At 73.0% G+C, this 21,895-nt stretch carries 22 protein-coding genes; 3 read left to right on the top strand and 19 right to left on the bottom strand.

What is annotated here, in order from left to right:
- Window positions 1-65: 65 nt before the first annotated feature.
- Window positions 66-1,490 (bottom strand): NADP-dependent phosphogluconate dehydrogenase, encoded by a 1,425-nt coding sequence (gene gndA, locus ACQPZP_RS17040; protein WP_433478581.1) that lies wholly within the window; start codon window positions 1,488-1,490, stop codon window positions 66-68.
- 151 nt (window positions 1,491-1,641) lie between these two features.
- On the opposite strand from gndA, the gene ACQPZP_RS17035 reads away from it, so the two are divergent.
- Both ACQPZP_RS17035 and ACQPZP_RS17030 read left to right on the top strand, forming a co-directional pair.
- Window positions 1,642-2,391 carry an HAD family hydrolase gene (locus ACQPZP_RS17035; protein WP_433479624.1) on the top strand — a complete coding sequence of 250 codons (750 nt, stop codon included), beginning with the start codon at window positions 1,642-1,644 and terminating at the stop codon, window positions 2,389-2,391.
- Window positions 2,388-4,787: a glycoside hydrolase family 65 protein gene (locus ACQPZP_RS17030; RefSeq protein WP_433478580.1), complete on the top strand. Its 2,400-nt coding sequence runs from the start codon at window positions 2,388-2,390 to the stop codon at window positions 4,785-4,787. The genes ACQPZP_RS17035 and ACQPZP_RS17030 overlap by 4 nt, the downstream gene beginning before the upstream one ends.
- Window positions 4,788-4,810: 23 nt before the next feature.
- On the opposite strand, the gene soxR is transcribed toward ACQPZP_RS17030, so the two are convergent.
- The 7 genes from soxR to ACQPZP_RS16995 all read right to left on the bottom strand — a co-directional run bounded on the left by soxR (window position 4,811) and on the right by ACQPZP_RS16995 (window position 11,934).
- Complete coding sequence (gene soxR / locus ACQPZP_RS17025; protein WP_433478579.1) at window positions 4,811-5,371, bottom strand: redox-sensitive transcriptional activator SoxR; 561 nt, start codon at window positions 5,369-5,371, stop codon at window positions 4,811-4,813.
- 50 nt (window positions 5,372-5,421) lie between these two features.
- Complete coding sequence (locus ACQPZP_RS17020; protein ID WP_433478578.1) at window positions 5,422-6,000, bottom strand: HdeD family acid-resistance protein; 579 nt, start codon at window positions 5,998-6,000, stop codon at window positions 5,422-5,424.
- A 198-nt stretch (window positions 6,001-6,198) separates the two neighbouring features.
- Window positions 6,199-8,016: a phosphoenolpyruvate carboxykinase (GTP) gene (locus ACQPZP_RS17015; RefSeq protein ID WP_433478577.1), complete on the bottom strand. Its 1,818-nt coding sequence runs from the start codon at window positions 8,014-8,016 to the stop codon at window positions 6,199-6,201.
- 178 nt (window positions 8,017-8,194) lie between these two features.
- Window positions 8,195-9,280 carry an ABC transporter ATP-binding protein gene (locus tag ACQPZP_RS17010; protein ID WP_433478576.1) on the bottom strand — a complete coding sequence of 362 codons (1,086 nt, stop codon included), beginning with the start codon at window positions 9,278-9,280 and terminating at the stop codon, window positions 8,195-8,197.
- A complete protein-coding gene (locus ACQPZP_RS17005; protein ID WP_433478575.1) occupies window positions 9,277-10,131 on the bottom strand; it encodes an ABC transporter permease in 855 nt (284 codons plus the stop codon). The genes ACQPZP_RS17010 and ACQPZP_RS17005 overlap by 4 nt, the downstream gene beginning before the upstream one ends.
- A 119-nt stretch (window positions 10,132-10,250) precedes the next feature.
- On the bottom strand, window positions 10,251-10,658 hold the full coding sequence (locus ACQPZP_RS17000; RefSeq protein ID WP_433478574.1) for a TOBE domain-containing protein: 408 nt from the start codon (window positions 10,656-10,658) through the stop codon (window positions 10,251-10,253).
- 145 nt (window positions 10,659-10,803) lie between these two features.
- Window positions 10,804-11,934, bottom strand: coding sequence for a nucleoside 2-deoxyribosyltransferase domain-containing protein (locus ACQPZP_RS16995; RefSeq protein WP_433478573.1), 1,131 nt, complete (start codon window positions 11,932-11,934; stop codon window positions 10,804-10,806).
- Between the two features lie 104 nt (window positions 11,935-12,038).
- On the opposite strand from ACQPZP_RS16995, the gene ACQPZP_RS16990 reads away from it, so the two are divergent.
- Window positions 12,039-12,632: a hypothetical protein gene (locus ACQPZP_RS16990; RefSeq protein ID WP_433478572.1), complete on the top strand. Its 594-nt coding sequence runs from the start codon at window positions 12,039-12,041 to the stop codon at window positions 12,630-12,632.
- Here ACQPZP_RS16990 and ACQPZP_RS16985 read toward each other — a convergent pair.
- From ACQPZP_RS16985 to ACQPZP_RS16935, 11 genes are all read right to left on the bottom strand, one after another.
- Window positions 12,629-12,832, bottom strand: coding sequence for a hypothetical protein (locus tag ACQPZP_RS16985; protein WP_433478571.1), 204 nt, complete (start codon window positions 12,830-12,832; stop codon window positions 12,629-12,631). The genes ACQPZP_RS16990 and ACQPZP_RS16985 overlap by 4 nt on opposite strands.
- Window positions 12,833-13,007: 175 nt before the next feature.
- Window positions 13,008-14,393 carry a ribosome biogenesis GTPase Der gene (der, locus tag ACQPZP_RS16980; protein WP_433478570.1) on the bottom strand — a complete coding sequence of 462 codons (1,386 nt, stop codon included), beginning with the start codon at window positions 14,391-14,393 and terminating at the stop codon, window positions 13,008-13,010.
- Window positions 14,394-14,429: 36 nt separating this feature from the next.
- Entirely contained in the window at window positions 14,430-15,092 is a 663-nt protein-coding gene (gene cmk / locus ACQPZP_RS16975; protein ID WP_433478569.1) for a (d)CMP kinase, read from the bottom strand.
- 135 nt (window positions 15,093-15,227) lie between these two features.
- Window positions 15,228-16,319 carry a prephenate dehydrogenase gene (locus ACQPZP_RS16970; protein WP_433478568.1) on the bottom strand — a complete coding sequence of 364 codons (1,092 nt, stop codon included), beginning with the start codon at window positions 16,317-16,319 and terminating at the stop codon, window positions 15,228-15,230.
- 87 nt (window positions 16,320-16,406) lie between these two features.
- Window positions 16,407-16,769, bottom strand: coding sequence for a chorismate mutase (aroH, locus tag ACQPZP_RS16965; protein WP_433468738.1), 363 nt, complete (start codon window positions 16,767-16,769; stop codon window positions 16,407-16,409).
- Between the two features lie 29 nt (window positions 16,770-16,798).
- Window positions 16,799-17,530: a pseudouridine synthase gene (locus tag ACQPZP_RS16960; RefSeq protein WP_433478567.1), complete on the bottom strand. Its 732-nt coding sequence runs from the start codon at window positions 17,528-17,530 to the stop codon at window positions 16,799-16,801.
- Complete coding sequence (scpB, locus tag ACQPZP_RS16955; protein ID WP_433468736.1) at window positions 17,527-18,102, bottom strand: SMC-Scp complex subunit ScpB; 576 nt, start codon at window positions 18,100-18,102, stop codon at window positions 17,527-17,529. The genes ACQPZP_RS16960 and scpB overlap by 4 nt, the downstream gene beginning before the upstream one ends.
- Window positions 18,095-18,985, bottom strand: coding sequence for a segregation and condensation protein A (locus ACQPZP_RS16950; protein ID WP_433479623.1), 891 nt, complete (start codon window positions 18,983-18,985; stop codon window positions 18,095-18,097). The genes scpB and ACQPZP_RS16950 overlap by 8 nt, the downstream gene beginning before the upstream one ends.
- Window positions 18,986-19,106: 121 nt before the next feature.
- Window positions 19,107-19,748: a hypothetical protein gene (locus ACQPZP_RS16945; RefSeq protein WP_433478566.1), complete on the bottom strand. Its 642-nt coding sequence runs from the start codon at window positions 19,746-19,748 to the stop codon at window positions 19,107-19,109.
- A 58-nt stretch (window positions 19,749-19,806) separates the two neighbouring features.
- Window positions 19,807-20,673: a ParA family protein gene (locus ACQPZP_RS16940; protein WP_433479622.1), complete on the bottom strand. Its 867-nt coding sequence runs from the start codon at window positions 20,671-20,673 to the stop codon at window positions 19,807-19,809.
- Window positions 20,674-20,867: 194 nt separating this feature from the next.
- Complete coding sequence (locus ACQPZP_RS16935; RefSeq protein ID WP_433478565.1) at window positions 20,868-21,821, bottom strand: site-specific tyrosine recombinase XerD; 954 nt, start codon at window positions 21,819-21,821, stop codon at window positions 20,868-20,870.
- Window positions 21,822-21,895: the final 74 nt, after the last annotated feature.

Genomic DNA, 21,895 nt, shown 5'->3' with positions numbered 1-21,895 from the left:
ACGACCCTATGCCGGGCGGCCGCGCCGATCGTCTGGTGCGGGCCGTCCGGCAGGGATCGCGAGCCTCAGGCGGTCGTCTCCGTGCGGTCGGCGCCCCAGAGGGTGTGGAAGCTGCCCTCGCGGTCTACGCGGCGGTAGGTGTGGGCCCCGAAGAAGTCGCGCTGGCCCTGGGTGAGCGCGGCCGGCAGGCGGTCGGCGCGCAGCGAGTCGTAGTAGGCCAGGGCGGTGGAGAAGCCGGGTGCGGGGATGCCGAGGCGGGCGGCGGTGGCGACCACGTCGCGCCAGGCGTCCTGGGCGTCGCCGACGGCCTCGGCGAAGTGGTCATCGGTCAGCAGCGTCGGCGTGCCCGGGTCCGCCGCGTAGGCGGCGCGGATGCGGTCCAGGAAGCGGGCGCGGATGATGCAGCCGCCGCGCCAGATGGTCGCCATCGCACCGAGGTCGATGTTCCAGCCGTACTCGGCGCTGCCCGCCTGGATCTCGTGGAAGCCCTGCGCGTAGGCGACGATCTTGGACGCGTAGAGGGCCTTCTCGACGGCGTCGGCGAAGCCCGAGTCGGCGATGCTGCTGCGGGACGGCCCGGGCAGGTTCCGTGCCGCCTCGCGCAGGTCGGCGTGGCCCGAGACGGAGCGGGCGAAAACGGCCTCGGCGATGCCGCCGACGGGGACGCCCAAGTCGAGGGCGGTCTGGACGGTCCAGCGGCCGGTGCCCTTCTGCTCGGCCTGGTCGAGGACGACGTCCACGAACGGCTTGCCGGTGGACGCGTCGGTGTGCGCCAGGACCTCGGCGGTGATCTCGATGAGGTAGGACTCCAGCCGGCCGGTGTTCCAGGTGCGGAACACCTCGGCGATCTCGGCGGGGGCGAGGCCCGCGGCGTGCCGCAGCAGGTCGTAGGACTCCGCGATCAGCTGCATGTCGGCGTACTCGATGCCGTTGTGCACCATCTTCACGAAGTGGCCGGCGCCGTCGGGGCCGACGTGGACGCAGCAGGGCGTCCCGTCGACCTTGGCGGAGATGTCCTCCAGCAGCGGGCCGAGGGCCGCGTAGGACTCGGCGGAGCCGCCCGGCATGATGCTGGGTCCGTGCAGTGCGCCCTCCTCCCCGCCGGAGATGCCGGTGCCGACGAAATGGACGCCGCGATCGCGGAGCGCGGCCTCGCGGCGGCGGGTGTCGGCGAAGTTGGCGTTGCCGCCGTCCACGATCATGTCGCCGCGCTCCAGCAGCGGGGCGAACTCGTCGATGACGGCGTCGGTCGGGCCGCCCGCCTTGACCATGACGACCAGCCGGCGGGGCCGCTCCAGTGACGCCACGAACTGCTCCGGCGTCTCGGCCGGAAGGAAGGTCCCCTCGTCGCCGAAGCCCTCCACGAGCGACTTCGTCCGGGTCGGGGTGCGGTTGTGCACGGCCACGGGATGCCCGTGCCGGGCCAGGTTGCGGGCCAGGTTCCGGCCCATCACCGCCAGCCCCGTGACGCCGATTCGCGCCTTCTCCATTGGCTCACTCCTCCTCGTGTGCGACCCTGACCAAGGGGTTGTACGCGGATCATGATGCCCTCGTTCGAGCACCGTTCCCCGCGTTCGGCTGCGGGAACGGGACGCGATTCAGGATCCTTTTTCGATGGTGACATTCTCCAGGGGGGTGCGAATGCTGGGACTGCCGGACGAGGCGGCGGCGTGTCTCTTCGATCTCGACGGGGTGCTGACCCGGACGGCGGCCGTCCACGCCGCGGCGTGGAAGGAGATGTTCGACGGCTACCTGCGCGACCGCGCGCGGCGGACCGGTGAACCGTTCACCGAGTTCGACCCCGTGAACGACTACGGCCGGTACGTGGACGGCAAGAAGCGCGAGGACGGGACGCGCTCGTTCCTGGAGTCGCGCGGTATCACCCTGCCGGAGGGAGACCCGGACGACCCGCCCGAACTGGAGACGATCCGGGGCCTCGGAAACCGCAAGAACGCCCTCGTCCTCAAGCTCATCGAGGAGAAGGGCGTCGAGACGTTCGACGGGTCGATCGACTTCGTCCGGGCGGCGCGGAAGGCCGGGCTGAAGACGGCCGTGGTGTCGTCCAGCGCCAACACCGTCCAGGTCCTGCGGACGGTCGGCATCACCGGCCTGTTCGACGCGCGCGTGGACGGCGTGGTCGCGGCCGAGCGGCATCTGCCCGGCAAGCCGGCCCCGGACATGTTCCTCGAGGGGGCCCGGGAGCTCGGCGTCCCGGCGGCGAAGGCGGTGGTGTTCGAGGACGCGCTCGCCGGCGTCCAGGCGGGGCGGGCCGGCGGGTTCGCCTACGTCGTCGGAGTGAACCGGGTGGGCGACGCGCATGCCAAGGCGCTCGCCGAGCACGGCGCGGACGTGGTGGTCGACGACCTCTCCGAACTGATGGAGGCCGAGTGACCGAGCGGGAGGGCCAGACGAGCGCCGACCGGCCCGTGTTCACGGTGGAGCCCTGGTGCGTGCGGGAGCCGGAACTCCGGCTGGACCGGCTGGCGCAGACCGAGTCGGTGTTCGCACTGTCCAACGGGCATCTCGGCATGCGCGGCAACCTGGACGAAGGGGAACCCCACGGGCTTCCCGGAACGTACCTGAACTCCTTCTACGAGCAGCGTCCGCTGCCGCATGCCGAGACCGCCTACGGCTATCCGGAGTCGGGCCAGACGGTCATCAACGTCACCAACGGCAAGGTCATCCGGCTGCTGGTGGACGACGAGCCGCTCGACGTCCGCTATGGCCGCGTCCTTCGCCATGAGCGCACCCTCGACATGCGGGCGGGGACGCTCACCCGGCACGTGGAGTGGACGTCCCCGGCCGACAAGACGATCAGGGTGACGTCGGTCCGCATGGTGTCGCTGACCCAGCGGGCGGTGGCGGCGATCTGCTACGACGTCGAGCCCGTGGACGCGGCGGTCCGGGTGGTCGCCCAGTCGGAGCTGGTGGCCAACGAGGCGCTGCCCGGCGGCGCCAAGGACCCGCGGGCGTCGGCGATCCTGAGCAGCCCGCTCGTGAGCGAGGAGCACGTCGCCAACGGCACGAAGGTCCTGCTGCTGCACCGGACGCGGCAGAGCGGGCTGCGGATGGCGGCCGGGATGTCGCACCACATCGAGGGCCCGGAGTCGATGGCGATCGACACCGAGAGCTCCAAGGACGTCGGGCGGCTGACGGTCGCGACCCGGCTGGAGCCGGGCCAGCGGCTCCGCATCGTGAAGTACATCGCGTACGGATGGTCGAGCCGGCGGTCCCGGCCCGCGCTGCACGACCAGGTGGTCGGGGCGCTGGCGGGCGCGCGGCAGACCGGCTGGGACGGCCTGCTGACCGAGCAGCGCGAGTACCTCGACGATTTCTGGGAGGGCGCGGACGTCGAGGTCGACGGCGACGCCGAGATCCAGCAGGCGGTCCGGTTCGGCCTGTTCCACGTCCTGCAGGCGGGCGCGCGCGCGGAACGACGCATGATCCCGGCCAAGGGCCTGACCGGCCCCGGCTACGACGGGCACACGTTCTGGGACACCGAGACGTTCGTCCTGCCCGTGCTGACCTACACCTCACCGGGCGCCGCGGCGGACGCGCTCGCCTGGCGTCACATGACGCTGCCGCTGGCGGTGGAGCGCGCCAATCAGCTCGGCCTGGACGGCGCCACGTTCCCCTGGCGGACGATCCGCGGTCACGAGTGCTCTGGCTACTGGCCCGCCGGCACCGCGGCGTTCCACATCAACGCCGACATCTCCGACGCCGTCGTCCGGTACGTGGACGCCACCCGGGACGAGCAGTTCGAGCGGGAGGTCGGCCTGGACATCCTGGTGCAGACGGCCCGGCTGTGGCGGAGCCTCGGCCACCACGACGTGGGCGGCGTGTTCCGCATCGACGGGATCACCGGCCCGGACGAGTACAGCGCGGTCGTGGACAACAACGTCTACACCAACCTCATGGCGCGCCGGAACCTGCAGGAGGCCGCCGAGACGGCGATGCGCGATCCGGAGGGCGCCGCCCGGCTCGGGGTGAACGCCGAGGAGGCCGCGTCGTGGCGGGACGCGGCGGCGGCCATGCTGATCCCCTACGACGACCGGCTGGGCGTCCACCCGCAGAGCGAGAGCTTCACCAACCACGCCCGCTGGGACTTCGCGGCCACCAAACCCGACCACTACCCGCTGCTGCTGAACTACCCCTACTTCGACCTCTACCGCAAGCAGGTCGTCAAGCAGGCGGACCTGGTCCTCGCGCTGCACCTGTGCGGCGACGCGTTCACCGAGGAGGAGAAGGAGCGCAACTTCGCCTACTACGAGGGCCTGACCGTCCGCGACTCCTCGCTGTCGGCGCAGACGCAGGCGGTCGTCGCCGCCGAGGTGGGCCAGCTGGAGCTGGCGCACGACTATCTCGGCGAGACCGCGCTGATGGACCTGCACGACCTGAACCACAACACCCGCGACGGGCTGCACATCGCGTCCATGGCGGGCGCGTGGAGCGGGCTCGTCGCCGGGTTCGGCGGGATGCGGGCCGGCAAGGGCAGGCTCCGGTTCGCGCCGCGGCTGCCCGGCGGGATCAGCCGGCTGGCGTTCCGGATGCGGTACCGGGGCAGCCTGATCAAGGTCGGCGTGACGGCGGAGGCGGCCCGCTACGAGCTGCTGGACGGCCCGGACATCGAGCTGTGGCACCACGGCGAGCGGTTCTCCCTCGGGGACGAGCCCGTGGAGCTGCCGATCGAGCAGATCCCGGCGCGTCCGGCGCCCACCCAGCCGGCCGGCCGGGAACCCGCGCCGCGGCGCATCGACCCGCACAGCCGCGATCCGCGCCGCCGCTGACCCGCGGGCACCGGCCGGAGCCGCTAGCCGTGGGCGCCCGCCGCGCAGCCGTCACAGTCCGGATGCGGCGCGGCGCCCGTCCCGTTCGCCTCCACCGCGGGCGGGCGGGTCGCTCCGTCGCCGGTGCCGTCCTGCACGAGCAGCCGGCGCGGGCCCGGTCCCTCGTCGCCGAGCCGGTCGTAGGGGTTGGCCAGCGCGCACCTGCTGATCGACAGGCAGCCGCAGCCGATGCAGTCGGTGAGGTCGTCGCGGAGCCGTTCGAGCTGCCGGATGCGCGCGTCGAGGTTGCTTCGCCACGCCTCCGACAGCCGCGCCCAGTCCGCCACCGTGGGGGTGCGCTCCTCCGGAAGGGTGGCGAGGGCGTCGCGGATGTCGCTGAGCGGGATGCCGACGCGCTGCGACACCTTGATGAACGACACCCGGCGGAGGGTGTCGCGGCTGAACCGGCGCTGGTTGCCGGCCGTCCGGCGGCTGCTGATCAGGCCCTTGGACTCGTAGAAGTGCAGGGCCGAGACCGCCACGCCGCTCCGCTCGGCGAGCTGGCCGACGGTCAGTTCGTGCACCCGGTGCTCCAGCCGCGTCATGCACCGCATCCTATGCGGGCCCGACCACGGCCGAGGTTCCGGCGGCCGGGCTACGGGAGGGCCCTGGCGCCCATGCCGGGCCTGGTCTCCCGCGTGGCGTGGCCGAGCCTGCGCAGCCGGAAGGCGGCGCCGACCATGGCGGCGCCGAACAGGATGGAGAACAGCCCGATCAGCCAGACGATCGCCACCGCGCCGGACACCGGCCACGCGAACAGCAGGATCCCGAAGATCACCGAGATCGCGCCGGTCAGCACGTACGCCCACTCGCCCTTCAGCTCCTTGCGCAGCGCGAACGCGACGACGACCTCCAGGACTCCGGTCGCGACCGCCCACGCGGCGATCAGCATCAGCAGCACGAACGCGGTGATGCCCGGCCACACCAGGGCCGCGATGCCGAGCGCGATCCCGGCGACGCCGGACAGCACGAGCATGCCGCGCGGGCTTCCGGTCGTCCCGCGGAACGCCTCCGCGAGGGCGACCACGCCGTCCGCCAGCGCGTAGGCGCCGAAGAGCACGACCAGCGCCCAGACGGTGATGCCCGGCCATGCCCAGGCCACGATGCCGAAGAGGATCGCGAACGCGCCGCGCAGCGCGAGGACCCACCAGTGGCGGGTCATCAGCTCGAACATGCCTGCCTCCCGTGGCTCGGGCCTCCGCGTCCCGCGGCCGCCTTCCCCGCGGCGGGGCCTAGTCCCACTGCTTGCCGCTCGGCCGTGCCGGGATGCCCAAGCCCATCCCCAAACTAGGCAAATTCGGGTGATAGCGGATATAAGTCGCGCCCGTTCCCGGGCGAAACGCCGGGGAACGGGCGCGAGAGGCGCCGGCGGCTAGTGGTCCAGGCGGCGGACGAGGTCGTGGTACTCGTCCCACAGCGCCTTCGGCATGTGGTCGCCGAACTTCTCGAAGTGCTCGGGGACGAGGGCCGCCTCCTGCTTCCACACCTCGGTGTCGACCGACAGCAGGGTGTCGAGGTCGGCGTCGTCGATTTCCAGGCCCTCGGTGTCCAGCGCCTCCCTGGTCGGCAGGTGCCCGATCGGGGACTTGACGGCGTCGGCGCGGCCGTTGAGCCGCTCGACGATCCACTTGAGGACGCGGCTGTTCTCGCCGAAGCCGGGCCAGATGAACCGGCCGTCGGCGTTCTTGCGGAACCAGTTCACGTAGTAGATCCGCGGGAGCTTCTCCGCGTCGGTGGCCTTGCCGATCTCCAGCCAGTGGCCGAAGTAGTCGCCCATGTTGTAGCCGCAGAACGGCAGCATGGCGAACGGGTCGCGGCGCAGCTCGCCGACCTTGCCCTCGGCGGCGGCGGTCTTCTCGGACGCGACGTTGGCGCCGAGGAACACGCCGTGCTGCCAGTCGAACGACTCGGTGACGAGCGGGACGGCGGACGCGCGCCGGCCGCCGAACAGGATCGCCGAGATCGGGACGCCCTTCGGGTCCTCCCACTCGTCGGCGATGATCGGGCACTGCCCGGCCGGGGTGGTGAACCGGGCGTTCGGGTGGGCGGCCGGGGTCTCGGACGCCGGGGTCCAGTCGTTGCCCTTCCAGTCGGTCAGATGCGCGGGCGGCTCGTCGGTGAGGCCCTCCCACCACACGTCGCCGTCGTCGGTGAGCGCCACGTTGGTGAAGATGCTGTTGCCCCAGAGCGTCTTCACGGCGTTGGCGTTGGTGCTCGCGCCGGTGCCGGGCGCGACGCCGAAGAACCCGGCCTCCGGGTTGATGGCGTAGAGGCGGCCGTCGTCGCCGAACCGCATCCAGGCGATGTCGTCGCCGATCGTCTCGACGTTCCAGCCGGGGATGGTCGGCTCCAGCATGGCGAGGTTGGTCTTGCCGCACGCCGACGGGAACGCGGCGGCGACGTAGCGGGTCGCGCCCGTGGGCGGCGTGAGCTTCAGGATGAGCATGTGCTCGGCCATCCAGCCCTCGTCGCGCGCCATCGTGGAAGCGATCCGCAGCGCGTAGCACTTCTTGCCGAGCAGCGCGTTGCCGCCGTACCCGGACCCGTAGGACCAGATCTCCCGGGTCTCGGGGAAGTGCGTGATGTACTTCGTGGAGCTACAGGGCCACTTCACGTCCGCCTGGCCGGGCTCCAGGGGGGCGCCGACGGAGTGGACGGCCTTGACGAACGAGCCGCGCTCCTCGATGAGCCGCAGCGCGCCCTCGCCCATCCGCGTCATGACCCGCATGGACACGGCGACGTAGGCGGAGTCGGTGATCTCGACGCCCAGCTGGGAGATGGTGCCGCCGAGCGGGCCCATGCAGAAGGGCACCACGTACATGGTGCGGCCCTTCATGCAGCCGTCGAAGAGACCGTCCAGGGTCTGCTTCATCTCGGCGGGCGCGACCCAGTTGTTGGTGGGGCCGGCGTCGGCCTCGTTCTCGGAGCAGATGAACGTCCGGTCCTCGACGCGGGCGACGTCGGTGGGGTCGGAGGCCGCGTGGAAGCTGTTCGGCCGTTTGGCCGGGTCGAGGCGCGTGAGGGTGCCCTGGTCGACGAGGAGGCCGGTCAGGCGCTCCCACTCCGCGTCCGAGCCGTCGCACCATTCGACGCGGTCCGGCTTGGTCAGCTCGGCGATCCCGCGTACCCACTCAATCAGTTCGGGGTGGCCGGTAGGGGCCTGGTCGAGGCCGGGGACCTGGTTGGACACGGGCAACTCCTTCAGCTGTTCGCAGGATGTTTGCATGATGAACAACACCCGTCTTTTTGGCCATTTGGTCTGGACCAATCCCGTCGGCTTTTGGGCCTTCCTGCCCGCTTTTGTGATTGATATCACCTGGATACGGGGGCGGGCCGCGGGGTGCGTCCCGCCCTCGGCGTGAACCCGCTCAAGCTGGGTAAACGTGGGTTTCGGTGGCCTTCACGGCCGCCCAAATCGCGCTGCCCTCCGACAATTGGAGCTCCGCGACGGCGGCCGGAGTCACGTCCGCGACGGCGTCGAAAGGCGGGCCGGACAACCGCACCCGGACGCGGTCCCCGTGGCGCTCGACCGCGGCGACGCGGGTCCGCCAGAGGTTGCGGGGGCTGCCGTCGGGACGCGTCCGGTACAGCGCCACCGAGGATGGCGCGAAGGCCAGGAAGACCTCGCCGTCGAGCGAGTCCACACTGTCGAGGGTGGCAGCCCCGTCACCGATCGTGACCGCGCCCGCCTCGGCCCGTCCCCGGTACAGGTTCAGCCCGACCAGGCGCGCGACGTAGCCGGTGCGGGGGCGGCGCGCGACGTCGGCGGGAGTCCCCTCCTGGACGAGCCGGCCGCCCTCGACGACGACGATGCGGTCGGCCAGCACCATCGCGTCCAGCGGGTCATGGGTGACGAGCACGGCGGCCCCGGAGAACCCGGCGAGGTGGCGGCGCAGCGCGGCCCGGATCTCCAGCCGGGTGTGGGCGTCCAGGGCGGCGAGCGGCTCGTCCAGCAGGAGCAGCCCGGGGTCGACCGCCAGCGCGCGGGCCAGCGCGACCCGCTGCGCCTGCCCGCCCGACAGGGCCCGGGGACGGGCGGACGCGTGCTCGGCGAGCCCGACCCGCTCCAGCCACTCCGCGGCGATCCGGCGGGCGGCGCGGCGGCCGGTGCCTCGGCAGCGCGGCCCGAAGGCGACGTTCTCCAGCGCGCTGAGGTGCGGGAACAGCAGGTAGTCCTGGAAGACCATGCCGATGCCGCGGCGGTCGGGCGGCAGCGCGCGCAGGTCTTCGCCGTCCACCCGGACGTGCCCGCCCGCCATCGGGACGAGCCCGGCCAGCGCGCGCAGCGCCGTGCTCTTGCCCGCGCCGTTCGGGCCGAGCAGCGCCACGACCTCGCCCGGCCGGGCGGTGAGCGCGAGATCGAGGTCGAACGCGGCGCGCCGCACGACGAGCCGCGCGTCCAGTCCGCGGCTCCCGCCCTCTGCCGGGACCACCTCCCGGTCCGCTCCGCTCATCCCGCGGTGTCCACCCAGCGGTCCCGGAGGGCGGCCAGGACGAGGACCGAGACGGCGAGCAGGACCAGGCTGAGCACGATCGCCGCCTGCGGGTCGGTCTCCAGCGCCAGGTACACCGCCAGCGGCATCGTCTGCGTCCGGCCGGGGAAGTTGCCGGCGAAGGTGATCGTCGCGCCGAACTCCCCGAGCGCCCGTGCCCAGCACAGGATCGCCCCGGCGGCGACGCCGGGCGCGACGAGCGGCAGCGTGACCCGCCGGAAGATCGTCCAGCGGCCGGCGCCGAGGGTGGCGGCGGCCTCCTCGTAGCGCAGGTCGGCGGCGCGCAGCGCGCCCTCCACGCTGATCACCAGGAACGGCATCGCGACGAACGTCTCGGCGAGGACCACGCCAGCGGTGGTGAACGGGAACGTGATGCCGAACGTGTCGTCCAGCCATCCGCCGATCAGACCGCGCCGCCCGAGCGCGAGCAGCAGCGCGACGCCGCCGACGACGGGCGGGAGCACCAGCGGCACCGTCACCAGCGCCCGGACGAGGCGGACGCCCGGGAACCGGACCCGGGCGAGCACCCAGGCCAGCGGGACGCCGAACAGCAGGCACAGGCAGGTCGCGAGGGTGGCCGTGAGCAGCGAGAGCCGCAGCGCGTCCAGCACCTGCGCCTCCATGAGGCGGGTGCCGAGCGTCGACCACGGCGCCCGGGCCAGCAGCCCGAGCAGCGGCAGCACCAGGAACGCGAGCCCGGCCAGCGCGGGCAGCAGCAGGATCCACGGCGGCCGCCCCGGCAGCCGGTCGGCCTCCCGCCGCGGGGAGGCCGCCCCCCGCGCCCCCCGGAGCGCCCTCGGCGCCGGTCTCACGGCGCCTCGAAACCCGCCCCGCTCAGCGCCGCCTTGCCCCGGCTCCCGAGCACCGGCCCGATGAACTCCCCGGCGAGCGCAGTGCGCTTGATCACGATCCTCCTCGACGACCCCGGGCGTCAGCCCGGGTCCGGCAGCTCGACCACGACGTTCGTCGACTTCACCACGGCGTCGGCGACGACCCCCGCCCGCAGGCCGAGGTCGTCGGCGGCCTCGCGGCTCATCAGCGACACCACCCGGAAAGGCCCCGCCTGGATCTCCACCTGCGCCATCACTCCGTCCCGCACGACCTCGGTGACGATCCCCCGGAGCCGGTTGCGCGCCGAGGAGAACCGCTCAGCCTGGCCGGACGCCCCGCCCTCGCGCGCCTGGTCGCGCACGAAGGCGGCGAGATCGGCCCCCGGCACCCGCCGGTGGCCGTGCTCGTCCCGGGAAGCCGGGAGCCGGCCCCCGTCCACCCAGCGGCGCACGGTGTCCGCGCTGACCCCGAGAAGCGCGGCGGCCTCGCTGATCCTGAACGTGGTCACGCGGCCAAGCCTAGCCATCCGCAGATACCAGGGAAAGAGCGGTTCCAGGCCCGAATCTGCAAGGCCTTCAAGTAAGCCTCCCTGCGGATGCGGGGGAACGAGCCTCGCTCTCGGCGCCCTCATGCGAGACCCGCGGCCGCCCGGGTCAGCATGTCTCCAGCAGAACCTCGGCGATCATGCCGAGGTTCGCCGCGTCCACCCGCCGCTCCCGCCTGATCCGCCCGAAGTCGGACACCCCGACCTCGGTGCGCTCGCCGTCCGCCGCCACCCCGTGCGGACCGGAGGCCCGGAGCCGCGCCACCTCGTCCGCCGAGACCTCGGCGGAGTACAGGTGCACCCGGTGCGTGGACAGCGTGGCGGTCACCTGCCGGCTCCCGTGCGCGCGCAGCCGCTCCGGCTCCAGCGCCAGCCCGGTCTCCTCGGCGACCTCCGCGAGCGCGACCTCGGCCGCGCCGCCCGCACCCGACCCTCCCGGCAGCTCGTGGACGTGCCCGTGCACGCCCGGGCTCCGGTACTCCCGGACGAGCACGACCTCCGTCTCGTCGAGCGTCGCCCCACGCCGATAGAGGACGACGGCCGACACGTCCGGCCGCCCGATGACGATCTCGTTGTCCTTGACCCGGTCCTCGGCGGCCACCCGGACGCGGACGTGCAGGCCCCAGCAAACGCCGAACCGGAACACCACCCGCGCGCCGAGCAGGACGTCGCCCGCCTCCCGCTGCCCCGCGTACCAGCTCTGGAACGCCGCGTCACGCCACAGCAGCAGCGGGATCTCCCGTTCGCCGCCCGTCCGGGACGCGCCCGTGCCGATCCGGCGCAGCGCCGCCGCGACCGTGTCCCGCAGATCGGTCGCCGCCGGAACACCGAACTTCGTCGCGTAGTGCAGCAGGTAGCGGTTCCGCGGCGCGTCCGGCGGCGCGCCGAACACCACCCGGCCGCTGTCGTGCCACATCCCCCACTCCACGTTCGTGGTGAACGCGGGCATCGTCTCGATCTCGCGCGGGACCCAGAACACGACCTCGTCGGACAGATGCAGGCAGCGCTCCTCCCACTCGATCTGACCGTCGTAGTCGCCGTAGCGGTCGTGCCGGTGCTCGGGGACGAACACCACGAGCCGTCCGCCGCCGCGCCACCGGCCGCGCAGCTCGGCGACCGCGTCCGGGCGCCACGACGCGACCCCGCGCGTCCGGGGCGTGGGCCCGGCGAGGAAGACGGCGGCGTCCCACCGGTCCGGCGGTTCCTCGCGCGCGTAGACGACGGTGATCTCGTTCTCCATGCGGTGTGCCTCTCTCGGGCCGTGTGGATCGGCCATGTACGGGTAAACGGTGATTCAAAACAGAATCACACGCCCGGTCAGGAGGAATGATCATGACTGGGACCATGCGCGTACCACGCTCCCGCGGCGGCTTCAGCGGATTCCTGCTGATCCTGCTGGGCCTGTGGGGCGGCCTGCTGCCCTTCGCCGGCCCCTATTTCGACTTCGGCTTCGCGCCGGACGACACCTGGGTCTACAACTCCGACCGGCTTCAGCTCGGCATCGCTCCCGGGGCCGCCGCCGCGCTGGGCGGCCTGATCGTACTCTTCAGCGCCAACCGCGCGTTCGCGATGTTCGGCGCGTGGCTCGCCGCACTCGGCGGCGCCTGGTTCGCCGTCGGCCCGCCCGTCGCCACGCTCTGGGACGTCCCCGGGGTCGGCGCGCCGCTCGGCACGGGCGAAAACCGCCATGTCGCCGAGCAGCTCGCCGGGTTCACCGGGCTCGGCGTCGTCATCGTGTTCCTCGCCGCGCTCGCGCTCGGCCGGTTCGCGGTGGTCGGCGTCCGCGAGCGGGCATCGCAGGCCGAGCCCGAACCGGGCGGATCCAACACCACGCAACCGCTCGTCTACGGGCGGTACGCGCGGGAGAACCCGCCCGGGCAGGGACCGCCGCCGGCCGGCGACCAGCACGTCGCCGGCGAGACGCGCTACGACCGCTAGCGGTTACGGCCCCGCATGTTGCGGACGGACTTGGTGGTCTCGTAGCTGCCGCGCTCCTCGTCCAGCCGCACATCGTCACGGTCGGTGAACATGGCGACGAAGGCGACCAGCAGTCCGACGCCGCCGATCCACGGCTCCCGCCACGCGAAGCTGAGCGCCACGCAGACGACGGCAACGGAGATGAGCAGCAAGAGCTTCACGTCGCACCCCTCGACCGCGCCCGGTGTCCGGGGGACCCGGTCACCCGGACGAGAACATGTGTCCGCCACGGGATGAGCGAGTAATGGAAGACTTACTCGCGGCCCGTACGGGCATCCTGTCATGCCGCGGCCCGCCGGGGAAAGATCCCCGGCGGGCCGCCGGCCGAAAGTTCCGCTACTTCTTGCTCTTGCCGCGCTTTTCGCGGATCTTCATGGCGATGTCGAGCGGGGTCCCGGCGAACCCGAACTCCTCCCGCAGCCGCCGCTCGATGAACCGCCGGTAGCCCTCCTCCAGGAACCCCGACGTGAACAGCACGAACCGCGGCGGCCGCACCCCCGCCTGCGTCGCGAACAGCACGCGCGGCTGCTTGCCGCCCCGCACCGGGTGCGGATGGGAGTTCACCAGGTCGGCGAAGAACTGGTTCAGCTTGGACGTAGGGACGCGGGTGCCCCAGCCCTCCAGCGCCGTCTCGATGCCCGGCACCAGCTTCTCCATGTGCCGGCCGGTCTTGGCGGAGATGTTCACCCGCGGCGCCCAGCGGGCGTTGTGCAGCTGCCGGTCGATCTCGCGCTCCAGGTAGTGGCGGCGCTCCTCGTCCAGCAGATCCCACTTGTTGTAGGCGATGACCAGCGACCGGCCCGACTCGATCACCATGGAGATGATCCGCAGGTCCTGCTCGGCGAGCGGCTGGTCGGCGTCCACCAGGACCACCGCGACCTCGGCCCGCTCCAGCGCGGACTGCGTGCGCAGCGTCGCGTAGAAGTCGGCGCCCTGGTTCTCCCGGTGCCGCCGCCGGATCCCGGCGGTGTCGATGAACCGCCACGTCCTGCCGCCCAGCTCGATCAGCTCGTCGACCGGGTCGCGGGTCGTCCCCGCCACCGAGTCCACGACGGCGCGGGCCTCCCCCGCCAGCTGGTTCAGCAGGCTCGACTTGCCGACGTTGGGACGGCCGAGCAGCGCGACCCGGCGCGGCCCGCCCGGCTCGCCGAACGTCTCCGCCGGGGGCTCCTCCGGCAGGGCGTCCAGCACGGCATCGAGCAGGTCGCCGCTGCCGCGCCCGTGCAGCGCGCTCACCGGGTACGGCTCGCCGATGCCGAGCGACCACAGCAGCGCGGCGTCGGACTCGGCGCCCGCGTTGTCGACCTTGTTGGCGACCAGCACCACCGGCTTGCCGGACCGGCGCAGGATCTCCACCACGGCCTCGTCCACGTCCGTGGCGCCCACCGTCGCGTCGACGACGAACATCACGACGTCGGCCAGCTCGACCGCCAGCCGCGCCTGCTCGGCGATCGCCGCGGCGAGGCCGGACGAGTCCGGCAGCCAGCCGCCGGTGTCCACGACGGTGAACCGGCGGCCGCTCCACGCGGCGTCGTAGGCGACCCGGTCACGGGTCACGCCCGGGACGTCCTCCACGACGGCCTCGCGGCGGCCGAGGATCCGGTTGACCAAGGTCGACTTGCCGACGTTCGGCCGTCCCACCACGGCGACGACCGGCGCGGGCGCCGCGTCTTCGGCGACGTCATCGACGACGTCCACCGTTTCGATCTCGTATTCGCTCACTGTCACATTCCCCGGCGGGAGCCGTCAGGCGGCCCGCTACTCGTGCGCTTTGGCGAGGCGGACGACCGCCTCGACGACCTCGGCGAGGCTCAGCTCGGTCGAGTCGATCTCGTACGCGTCCGCCGCCCTGGTCAGCGGCGACGCCTTGCGGGTCGAGTCGAGCCGGTCCCGCCGGGCCTGCTCGGCCTGCGTGACGGTCACCGACGCGCCCGGGTCGGCGGCGAGGTCCTTCGCGCGGCGCGCGGCCCGCGCCTCCTCGCTGGCCGTCAGGTACACCTTCACCGGCGCGTCCGGCGCGACGACCGTGCCGATGTCGCGCCCCTCGACCACGATGCCGCCGGCCCCGATGATCTCCCGCTGCAGCTCCACGAGCCGCGTGCGGACCGCCGGGACGGAGCTGACGGCGCTGACCGCGTTCGTCACCTCGCGGGTGCGGATCGGGCCGGACACGTCCACCCCGTCCACCGCGATCGCGGGCGCGTCCGGGTCGGTGCCCGAGTCGATCACCGGGTCCAGAGCGCGGGCCGCCACGGCGACGCCGTCCTCGACCGGCACGCCGTTGTCGAGCATCCACCAGGTGACGGCGCGGTACATGGCACCGGTGTCCAGGTACCGCAGCCCGAGCGCGCGGGCGACGCCCTTGGACGCGCTGGACTTGCCCGACCCGGACGGGCCGTCCATGGCGATGACGAGCGGCACGGTCGCTCCCTCTCTGATCGTCGGAGCGCCCGCCGACGACGGATCGGCGGGCGAATCGGGCGGCGCTCGTCGCCGCGCCGGCGCGCGGGAGTCCCCGGGACAAGCCCCGGCGAAACAGGCTACCGGCCCCGCGGACTAGCCGGGCACGGACCAGCCGCGGGCCCGCAGTTCGGCGGCGAGGCGGTCGGCGGCCTCCGGGACGACCGACAGCTCCAGCACGCCCAGCGGCCGGCCCGGGGAGTGCTCGATCGTCACGTCCTCGATGTTGACCTGAGCGATCCCCGCCGCCTGGAAGATCATCGCCAGCTCGCCGGGACGGTCCGGGATGACCACCTGGACGGTCGCGTACGCGGGCTGGTCGCCGCCGTGCTTGCCGGGGATGCGGGACCGGCCCGCGTTCCCGCGCAGCAGCAGGTCGGCGACGTGCGCGGCGGCCTCCTCGCTGCCGTCGCGCAGCAGCGACGCGGCCACCGCGAGGTCGGTGGCGACGGCCTCCAGCACGTCCGCGACGGGCTGGGAGTTCGCCGACAGGATGCCGATCCACAGCCGCGGGTCGCTCGCCGCGATCCGGGTGACGTCCCGGACCCCCTGCCCGGACAGGCCCAGCGCCACGTCGTCCGCGCCGGTCAGCCGGGCGGCGACCGCGGCCGACACCACGTGCGGCGCGTGCGAGACGAGCGCGACGGCACGGTCGTGCTCGGCGGCGTCCACCTCCACGGGCATCGCGCCGCACGCCGTCGCGAGGCCGGTGACGGCCTGGACCGTCTCGGGGGTCGCCTCCGGGGTCGCGCACAGCGCCCAGGGGCGGCCGAGGAACAGGTCGGCGCGGGCCGCGCCCGGCCCGGACCGCTCGCTGCCGGCGAGGGGGTGCCCCGCCACGAACGTCGTCAGGTCGCAGCCCAGCTCGGCCGCCTGCGCCAGCGGCGGCGCCTTCACGCTCGCCACGTCGGTGTAGGCGGTGGCGAGGCCGCGCTTCTGCGCGTCCAGCAGCGTCACCGCGACCGCCGCGGGCGGCACCGCCAGCACCGCCAGGTCGGCGGGCTCCTCGTGCGCGCCGTCCGGCAGCGCCTCGCCGGCGCCCAGCTCGACGGCGAGCGCCAGGGCGGCCGCGTCGCGGTCCGTCAGCAGAACCTCGGCGCCGCGCTCCCGCATCGCCAGGGCGATCGACGTCCCGATCAGGCCCGTCCCGACCACGACGATGCGCCGTGCCACCACGTCCTCGCTCACGCCCGTCACCCTACTGCGCCCCACACCTTGCCTCGCTCCGTGTGGGGCGCTACTGCGCCCCACCCCATGCCTCGCTCCGCTCGGGCGCTACTGCGCGATGTCGAGGCGGAGCGCCGTCGCGCCGCGCAGGTACACGTGCTGGACGGCGGAGCGGGGACGGTCCGTCTCGATGTGCGCCATCAGCCGGACCACCCGGGGCAACGAGCCGGGGACGCCGATCTCGGTCGCGCACAGCAGCGGCACGTCGTGGAACCCGAGCTTGCGGGCGGCGAGCGCCGGGAACTCCGCCGTCAGGTCCGGTGTCACCGTGAAGATGACGCTGATGACGTCGTCGGTGCTCAGCTCGTTGCGTGCCATCACCGCGGAGACGAGCTCGGTCGTCGCCTCCAGGATCTGGTCCCGGTCGTCGGCGTCGATCTGCGTCGCCCCACGGACCGCGCGTACCGCCACAGTCGTCTCCCCTTCTCGTGTCCGGTGTCCTACAGCCCGACGGCCTTGTACAGCTCGCCGATCTCCCGCACGGTCAGCGCCCGCATCCCGCCCGGCTTCAGCGAGCCCAGCTTGATCGGCCCGAACTCTATGCGGGCGAGCTGCTGGACCGGGAAGCCGACCTCCTTCAGCAGCCGCCGGACGATGTGCTTGCGCCCCTCGTGCAGCGTGATCTCGACGAGGACGCGCCGGCCGACCTGGTCGAAGATGCGGAACCTGTCGGCCTTGGCGGGCCCGTCGTCCAGCGTCACCCCGGCCTTCAGGCGCCTGCCGAGGTCCCGCGGGATCGGCCCGTGGATCTCCGCCAGGTAGGTCTTGCTCACGCCGAAGGACGGGTGGGTGAGCCGGTGCGACAGCTCCCCGTCGTTGGTGAGCAGGATCAGGCCCTCGGTGTCGGTGTCGAGCCGGCCGACGTGGAAGAGCCGCTCGGGGACCTCCACGTAGTCGGCGAGGGACTTGCGGCCCCGCTCGTCCGACATCGTGGACACCACGCCGCGCGGCTTGTTGATCGCGTAGTAGCGCATCTCGGACCGGGTCTCGACCCGCTTGCCGTCCACGTGGATGACGGCGCGCTGAGGGTCGACGCGCTCGCCGAACCGGAACACCTTCTTCCCGTCGACGGTGACGCGGCCCTCGCCGATCAGCTCCTCGCAGTGGCGGCGGCTGCCGATCCCGGCCTCGGCCAGGACCTTCTGCAACCGCACGCCCTCGTTGTCACTCACGTGTCCTCAACTATGTCATCTGGCAGGTCATCGGGCAGGTAGGGGGCGAGCTCGGGGAGCTCGCCGAGGTCGCGCAGGCCCAGCCGTTCCAGGAAGTACCCGGTGGTCCGGTAGAGGTGCGCCTGCGACTCGGGGTCCTGGCCGGCGTCCTCGATCAGGCCGCGCAGCGTCAGGGTCCGCATGACGCCGTCGCTGTTGACCCCGCGGATCGCCGACACGCGGGCCCGGCTCACCGGCTGCCGGTAGGCGACGACGGCGAGCGTCTCCAGCGCGGCCTGGGTGAGCCTCGCCTGCTGGCCGTCGGTGACGAACCGCTCCACCACCGGGGCGCACACGTCCCGGGTGTAGAACCGCCATCCGCCGGCGACCTCCCTGAGATCGAACCCGCGGCCCTGCTCGGTGTATTCCGCGGCCAGCTCCCGCAGCGTCCCGGCGACCTCGCCGCGGGGACGCTCCAGCAGCTGCGCCAGCGTCATCTCGGTGACCGGCTCGTCCACCACCAGCAGGATCGCCTCGATCGAGGCGCGCAGCGCCGGAAGCTCCGGCGCGTCCGCGCCGGGTTCCTCAGTCATCGTCTCCCTCGTCCTTCCGGCCGGCCTCGTCCTTCCGGCGGGCCTCGTCGCCCTCGTCCTTCTTGGCGGCGCCCTCGTAGTCGTCGCCGACCTCGACGTCGCCCTCGTCGGTTCCGGTCCAGGTCACGTGCAGCTCGCCGAGGGGCGCGTCCTGCTCGAACGTGACGGCCTGCTCCCGGTACAGCTCCAGCAGCGCCAGGAACCGCGCGACGACCTCGTAGGTGCCCTCGGCGTCCGCCGCCAGGACGCGGAACGTCGTCCGGCGCAGCCGGCGCAGGCGCTCCACGACGATCGCGGCCTGCTCCTTGACGCTGGCCTTCGGCTGGTACATGTGCTCGACCGACACCGACGGCGGCGCCTTCGGCGTGAACGCCTTGGCGGCGAGCCGGGCGAACTCGTCCGGGCCGAGGCCGAGCAGCACCTCCGGCAGCAGGCCGGCGAAGCGCGGCTCCATCGGCACCAGGCGCGGGAACCGCCGGCTCGCGTCGGCGATGCGCCCGGCGATCACCTGCGCGACCTCCTTGTAGGCGCGGTACTGCAGCAGCCGCGCGAACAGCAGGTCGCGGGCCTCCAGCAGCGCCAGGTCCTCCTCGTCGTCGACCTCGCCGGACGGCAGCAGCCGGGCGGCCTTCAGGTCCAGCAGGGTCGCGGCGACCAGCAGGAAGTGGCTGGCCTGGTCGAGGTCCCAGTCCGCGCCGTGCGAGCGGATGTGCGCGATGAAGTCGTCGGTGACCTTGTGCAGCGACACCTCGGTGATGTCGAGCTTGTGCTTGGAGATCAGCCCGAGCAGCAGGTCGAACGGTCCCTCGAAGTTGTCCAGGTGGACGCGGAAACCCTGCTCCTCCTCGGCGTCCCGCCCCGGCTCGGGCGACGTGTCGTCCACGTCGCTCACGGTAGCGGACGACTCCTCCCGCGCTGTGCTCACCGGCCTCATCGTCCCATGCCCGGCGTGCGCTCGCACCACGGACGATCACGAGCGGTGACGGGACGTCCGGGGGCGGGCGCTACGACCCGGTCAGCCGCCGGACGAGGCCCTCCGCGTAGGCGCGGGTGAACCTGTCGGCCGGCCCTTGGACGTCGACCTGGCCGCCGGAGATGGCCTGCATCACCTGCGCGGGCTCCGAGACCAGCGTGCCGCCGACGAGCATGCCCATCCGGCCCGCCGGCAGCCGGTCCGCGTACGCCTGCGCGGCCTTGCCGGTCAGCTCACCGAACCGAGGCGCGTCCGCCGAGGTCAGCCTCAGCCGCACGGTCCAGCCCGGGCTGCCCCGCGCCGGGTCGGGCGGCACCGCCCTGATCTCCTCCAGCCGGCGGACGGTCAGCTCGTCGGAGCCGAACGTGTAGCACTCGGAGGCGCCCTCGACGGTGACGGCCCCGCCGGTGCACGGTGCGGCGGACACCTGCGCGACCAGCCTGAACGTCAGCGGTTCGCGCAGGTCGGCCGGGCCGGCCGAGGCGGGCGCGGGGTCGTCCCCGTCGCCGCCGGTGGCCACGAGGTAGCCCGCGAGGACGCCGATCACGAGGAGGACGGCGACGACCGCGGCGATCAGCACGATGACCGGCGTCCCCGGCCCCCGAGCGGGCCTCGGAGGCGGGAGGGCGCCGCCGGGCGGCGGGTCGTAGGGCAGCGGCGGGGGGTGGCCCATGTGCACACTCCAGCGGGGACTCCCGGGGCTCCGGGGGGTTAGGGGGTGCCCGACGGGGTCACTCGGTCTCCGCCCACCTGATGAGCACCTCCCGCGCCAGGCTCCGGTACGCGTTCGCGCCCATCGAGCTCGGGTCGAAGAAGGTGATCGGCTCGCCGGCGACCGTCGCGTCGGGGAACCGCACCGTGCGGTTGATCACGGTGTGGAAGACCTTGTCGCCGAACGCCTCGACGATCCGCCCGAGCACCTCGCGGGTGTGCAGCGTCCGCGAGTCGTACATGGTGCCGAGGACGCCGTCGATGACCAGGTCCGGGTTGATCCGGCCCTGCACCTTCTCGATGGTCTCCATCAGCAGCGCGACACCGCGCATCGCGAAGTACTCGCACTCCAGCGGGATCAGCACGCCCTCGCTGGCGGCCAGCGCGTTGACGGTGAGCAGGCCGAGCGACGGCTGGCAGTCGATGAGGATGTAGTCGTAGTGGTCGACGGCCGACTTCAGCGCGCCCTGCAGGATGTACTCGCGGCCCACCTCGTGGACGAGCTGGACCTCGGCGCCGGACAGGTCGATGTTGCTCGGCAGCAGGTCCATGCCGTCGACGCCGGTCTCGATGACGATGTCCTCCCACTCGGTGTCGCGTTCGAGCAGCAGGTTGTGGATCGTCACGTCGAGCTGGCGCGGGTCGCCCTTGCCGAGGCCGACCGACAGGGCGCCCTGCGGGTCGAAGTCGACGAGCAGGACGCGGCGGCCGTACTCGGCGAGCGCGGCGCCCAGGTTGATCGTCGTGGTGGTCTTGCCGACGCCGCCCTTCTGGTTGCAGACGGCGACGATCCGTGCGGGCCCGTGCTCGGCCAGTGGTTCCGGCTCAGGGAACACCGGTACGGGTCGCTGAGTAGGCCCGAGGGCCCGGCTCGGATCGGTCTCGATGGTGGCGGAGGAAAGGACTCCTTCCGCACCCTTAGTGCTGGTCACCAGATCCCTCCCCGGCGGCCCGGAAATGCCATCCAGAACCGGGACTCTAGGGCCGTCCACCCCGTCGCTCAAGCCGACGCGCGCCGAACGTCGGGATTTGTCGCCGCGGCGGATGGTCCGATTCGTCCCCCGGCGCACGTCCCCGGCGTTCAGTTCCTCGCGCGCGGATGCGACGTGGCGTACACCTCGCGCAGCAGCTGGACCGTGACGAGGGTGTAGACCTGCGTGGTCGTGACGGAGGCGTGCCCGAGCAGCTCCTGGACGACGCGGACGTCGGCTCCCCCGTCCAGCAGGTGCGTGGCGAACGAGTGCCGCAGCGTGTGCGGGGACACCTCCGACAGCTGCGCCCGGTCCGCGGCGGCGCGCAGCACCATCCACGCGCCCTGCCGCGAGAGCCGCCCGCCGCGCGCGTTCAGGAACAGCGCCGGGCCGCCGCGCCCGGCCCCGGCCAGCTCGGGGCGGGCCCGCACCAGGTAGGCGTCCACGGCCTCGCGGGCGTAGTCGCCGATGGGCACGACCCGGGCCTTGCCGCCCTTGCCGGCGACGCGCGCGAACCCGTCCCGCAGGTCGAGGTCGTCGACGTCCAGGCCGACGGCCTCGGAGATGCGCGCGCCCGACCCGTAGAGCAGCTCCAGCAGCGCGCGGTCGCGCAGGCCCCGGGCGGCGCCGGAGTCGCCGCCGGACGGCCCGGTGACGGCGGCGAGCAGCCGCTCGACCTCGTCAAGCGAGATGGCCTTCGGCAGCCGGCGCGGCGGCGTCGGCGGCTTGACGTCGTGCGCGGGATCGGCGGCGGCGAGGCCCTCGCGCAGCGCGAACCGGTGCAGGCCCCGCACGGCGACGAGCGCCCGCGCCGCCGAGCCCGCCGACAGCGGCGGGTGGTCCGCGTCGCCCTCGCGCAGGCCCACCAGGAAGGCGCGGACGTCGTCCTCGGTGATCTCCCCGACCGCGGTGCGGCCCCGCCCGTCCTGCACCCGCACGTAGCGGCGCAGGTCGCGGCGGTAGGAGCTGAGCGTGTTGGCGGCGAGGCCCCGCTCGACGGCCAGATGCCCCAGATAGGCGCGCACCGCGGAGTCGAGCGCGGAGCCCGCGCCGGCGTCGGACACGGCGCTCCGGGGGGACGGGCTCGGGGACAGGGCGGCACCTCTTCCGGCCGTGGGCTCCGGGACCCGCCCATCAT

Source organism: Spirillospora sp. CA-142024, from assembly GCF_050942325.1.
GTDB lineage: Bacteria > Actinomycetota > Actinomycetes > Streptosporangiales > Streptosporangiaceae > Spirillospora.
The sequence above is the reverse complement of the archived record's forward strand: the minus strand, read 5'-3'. Positions and strand labels throughout refer to the sequence as shown.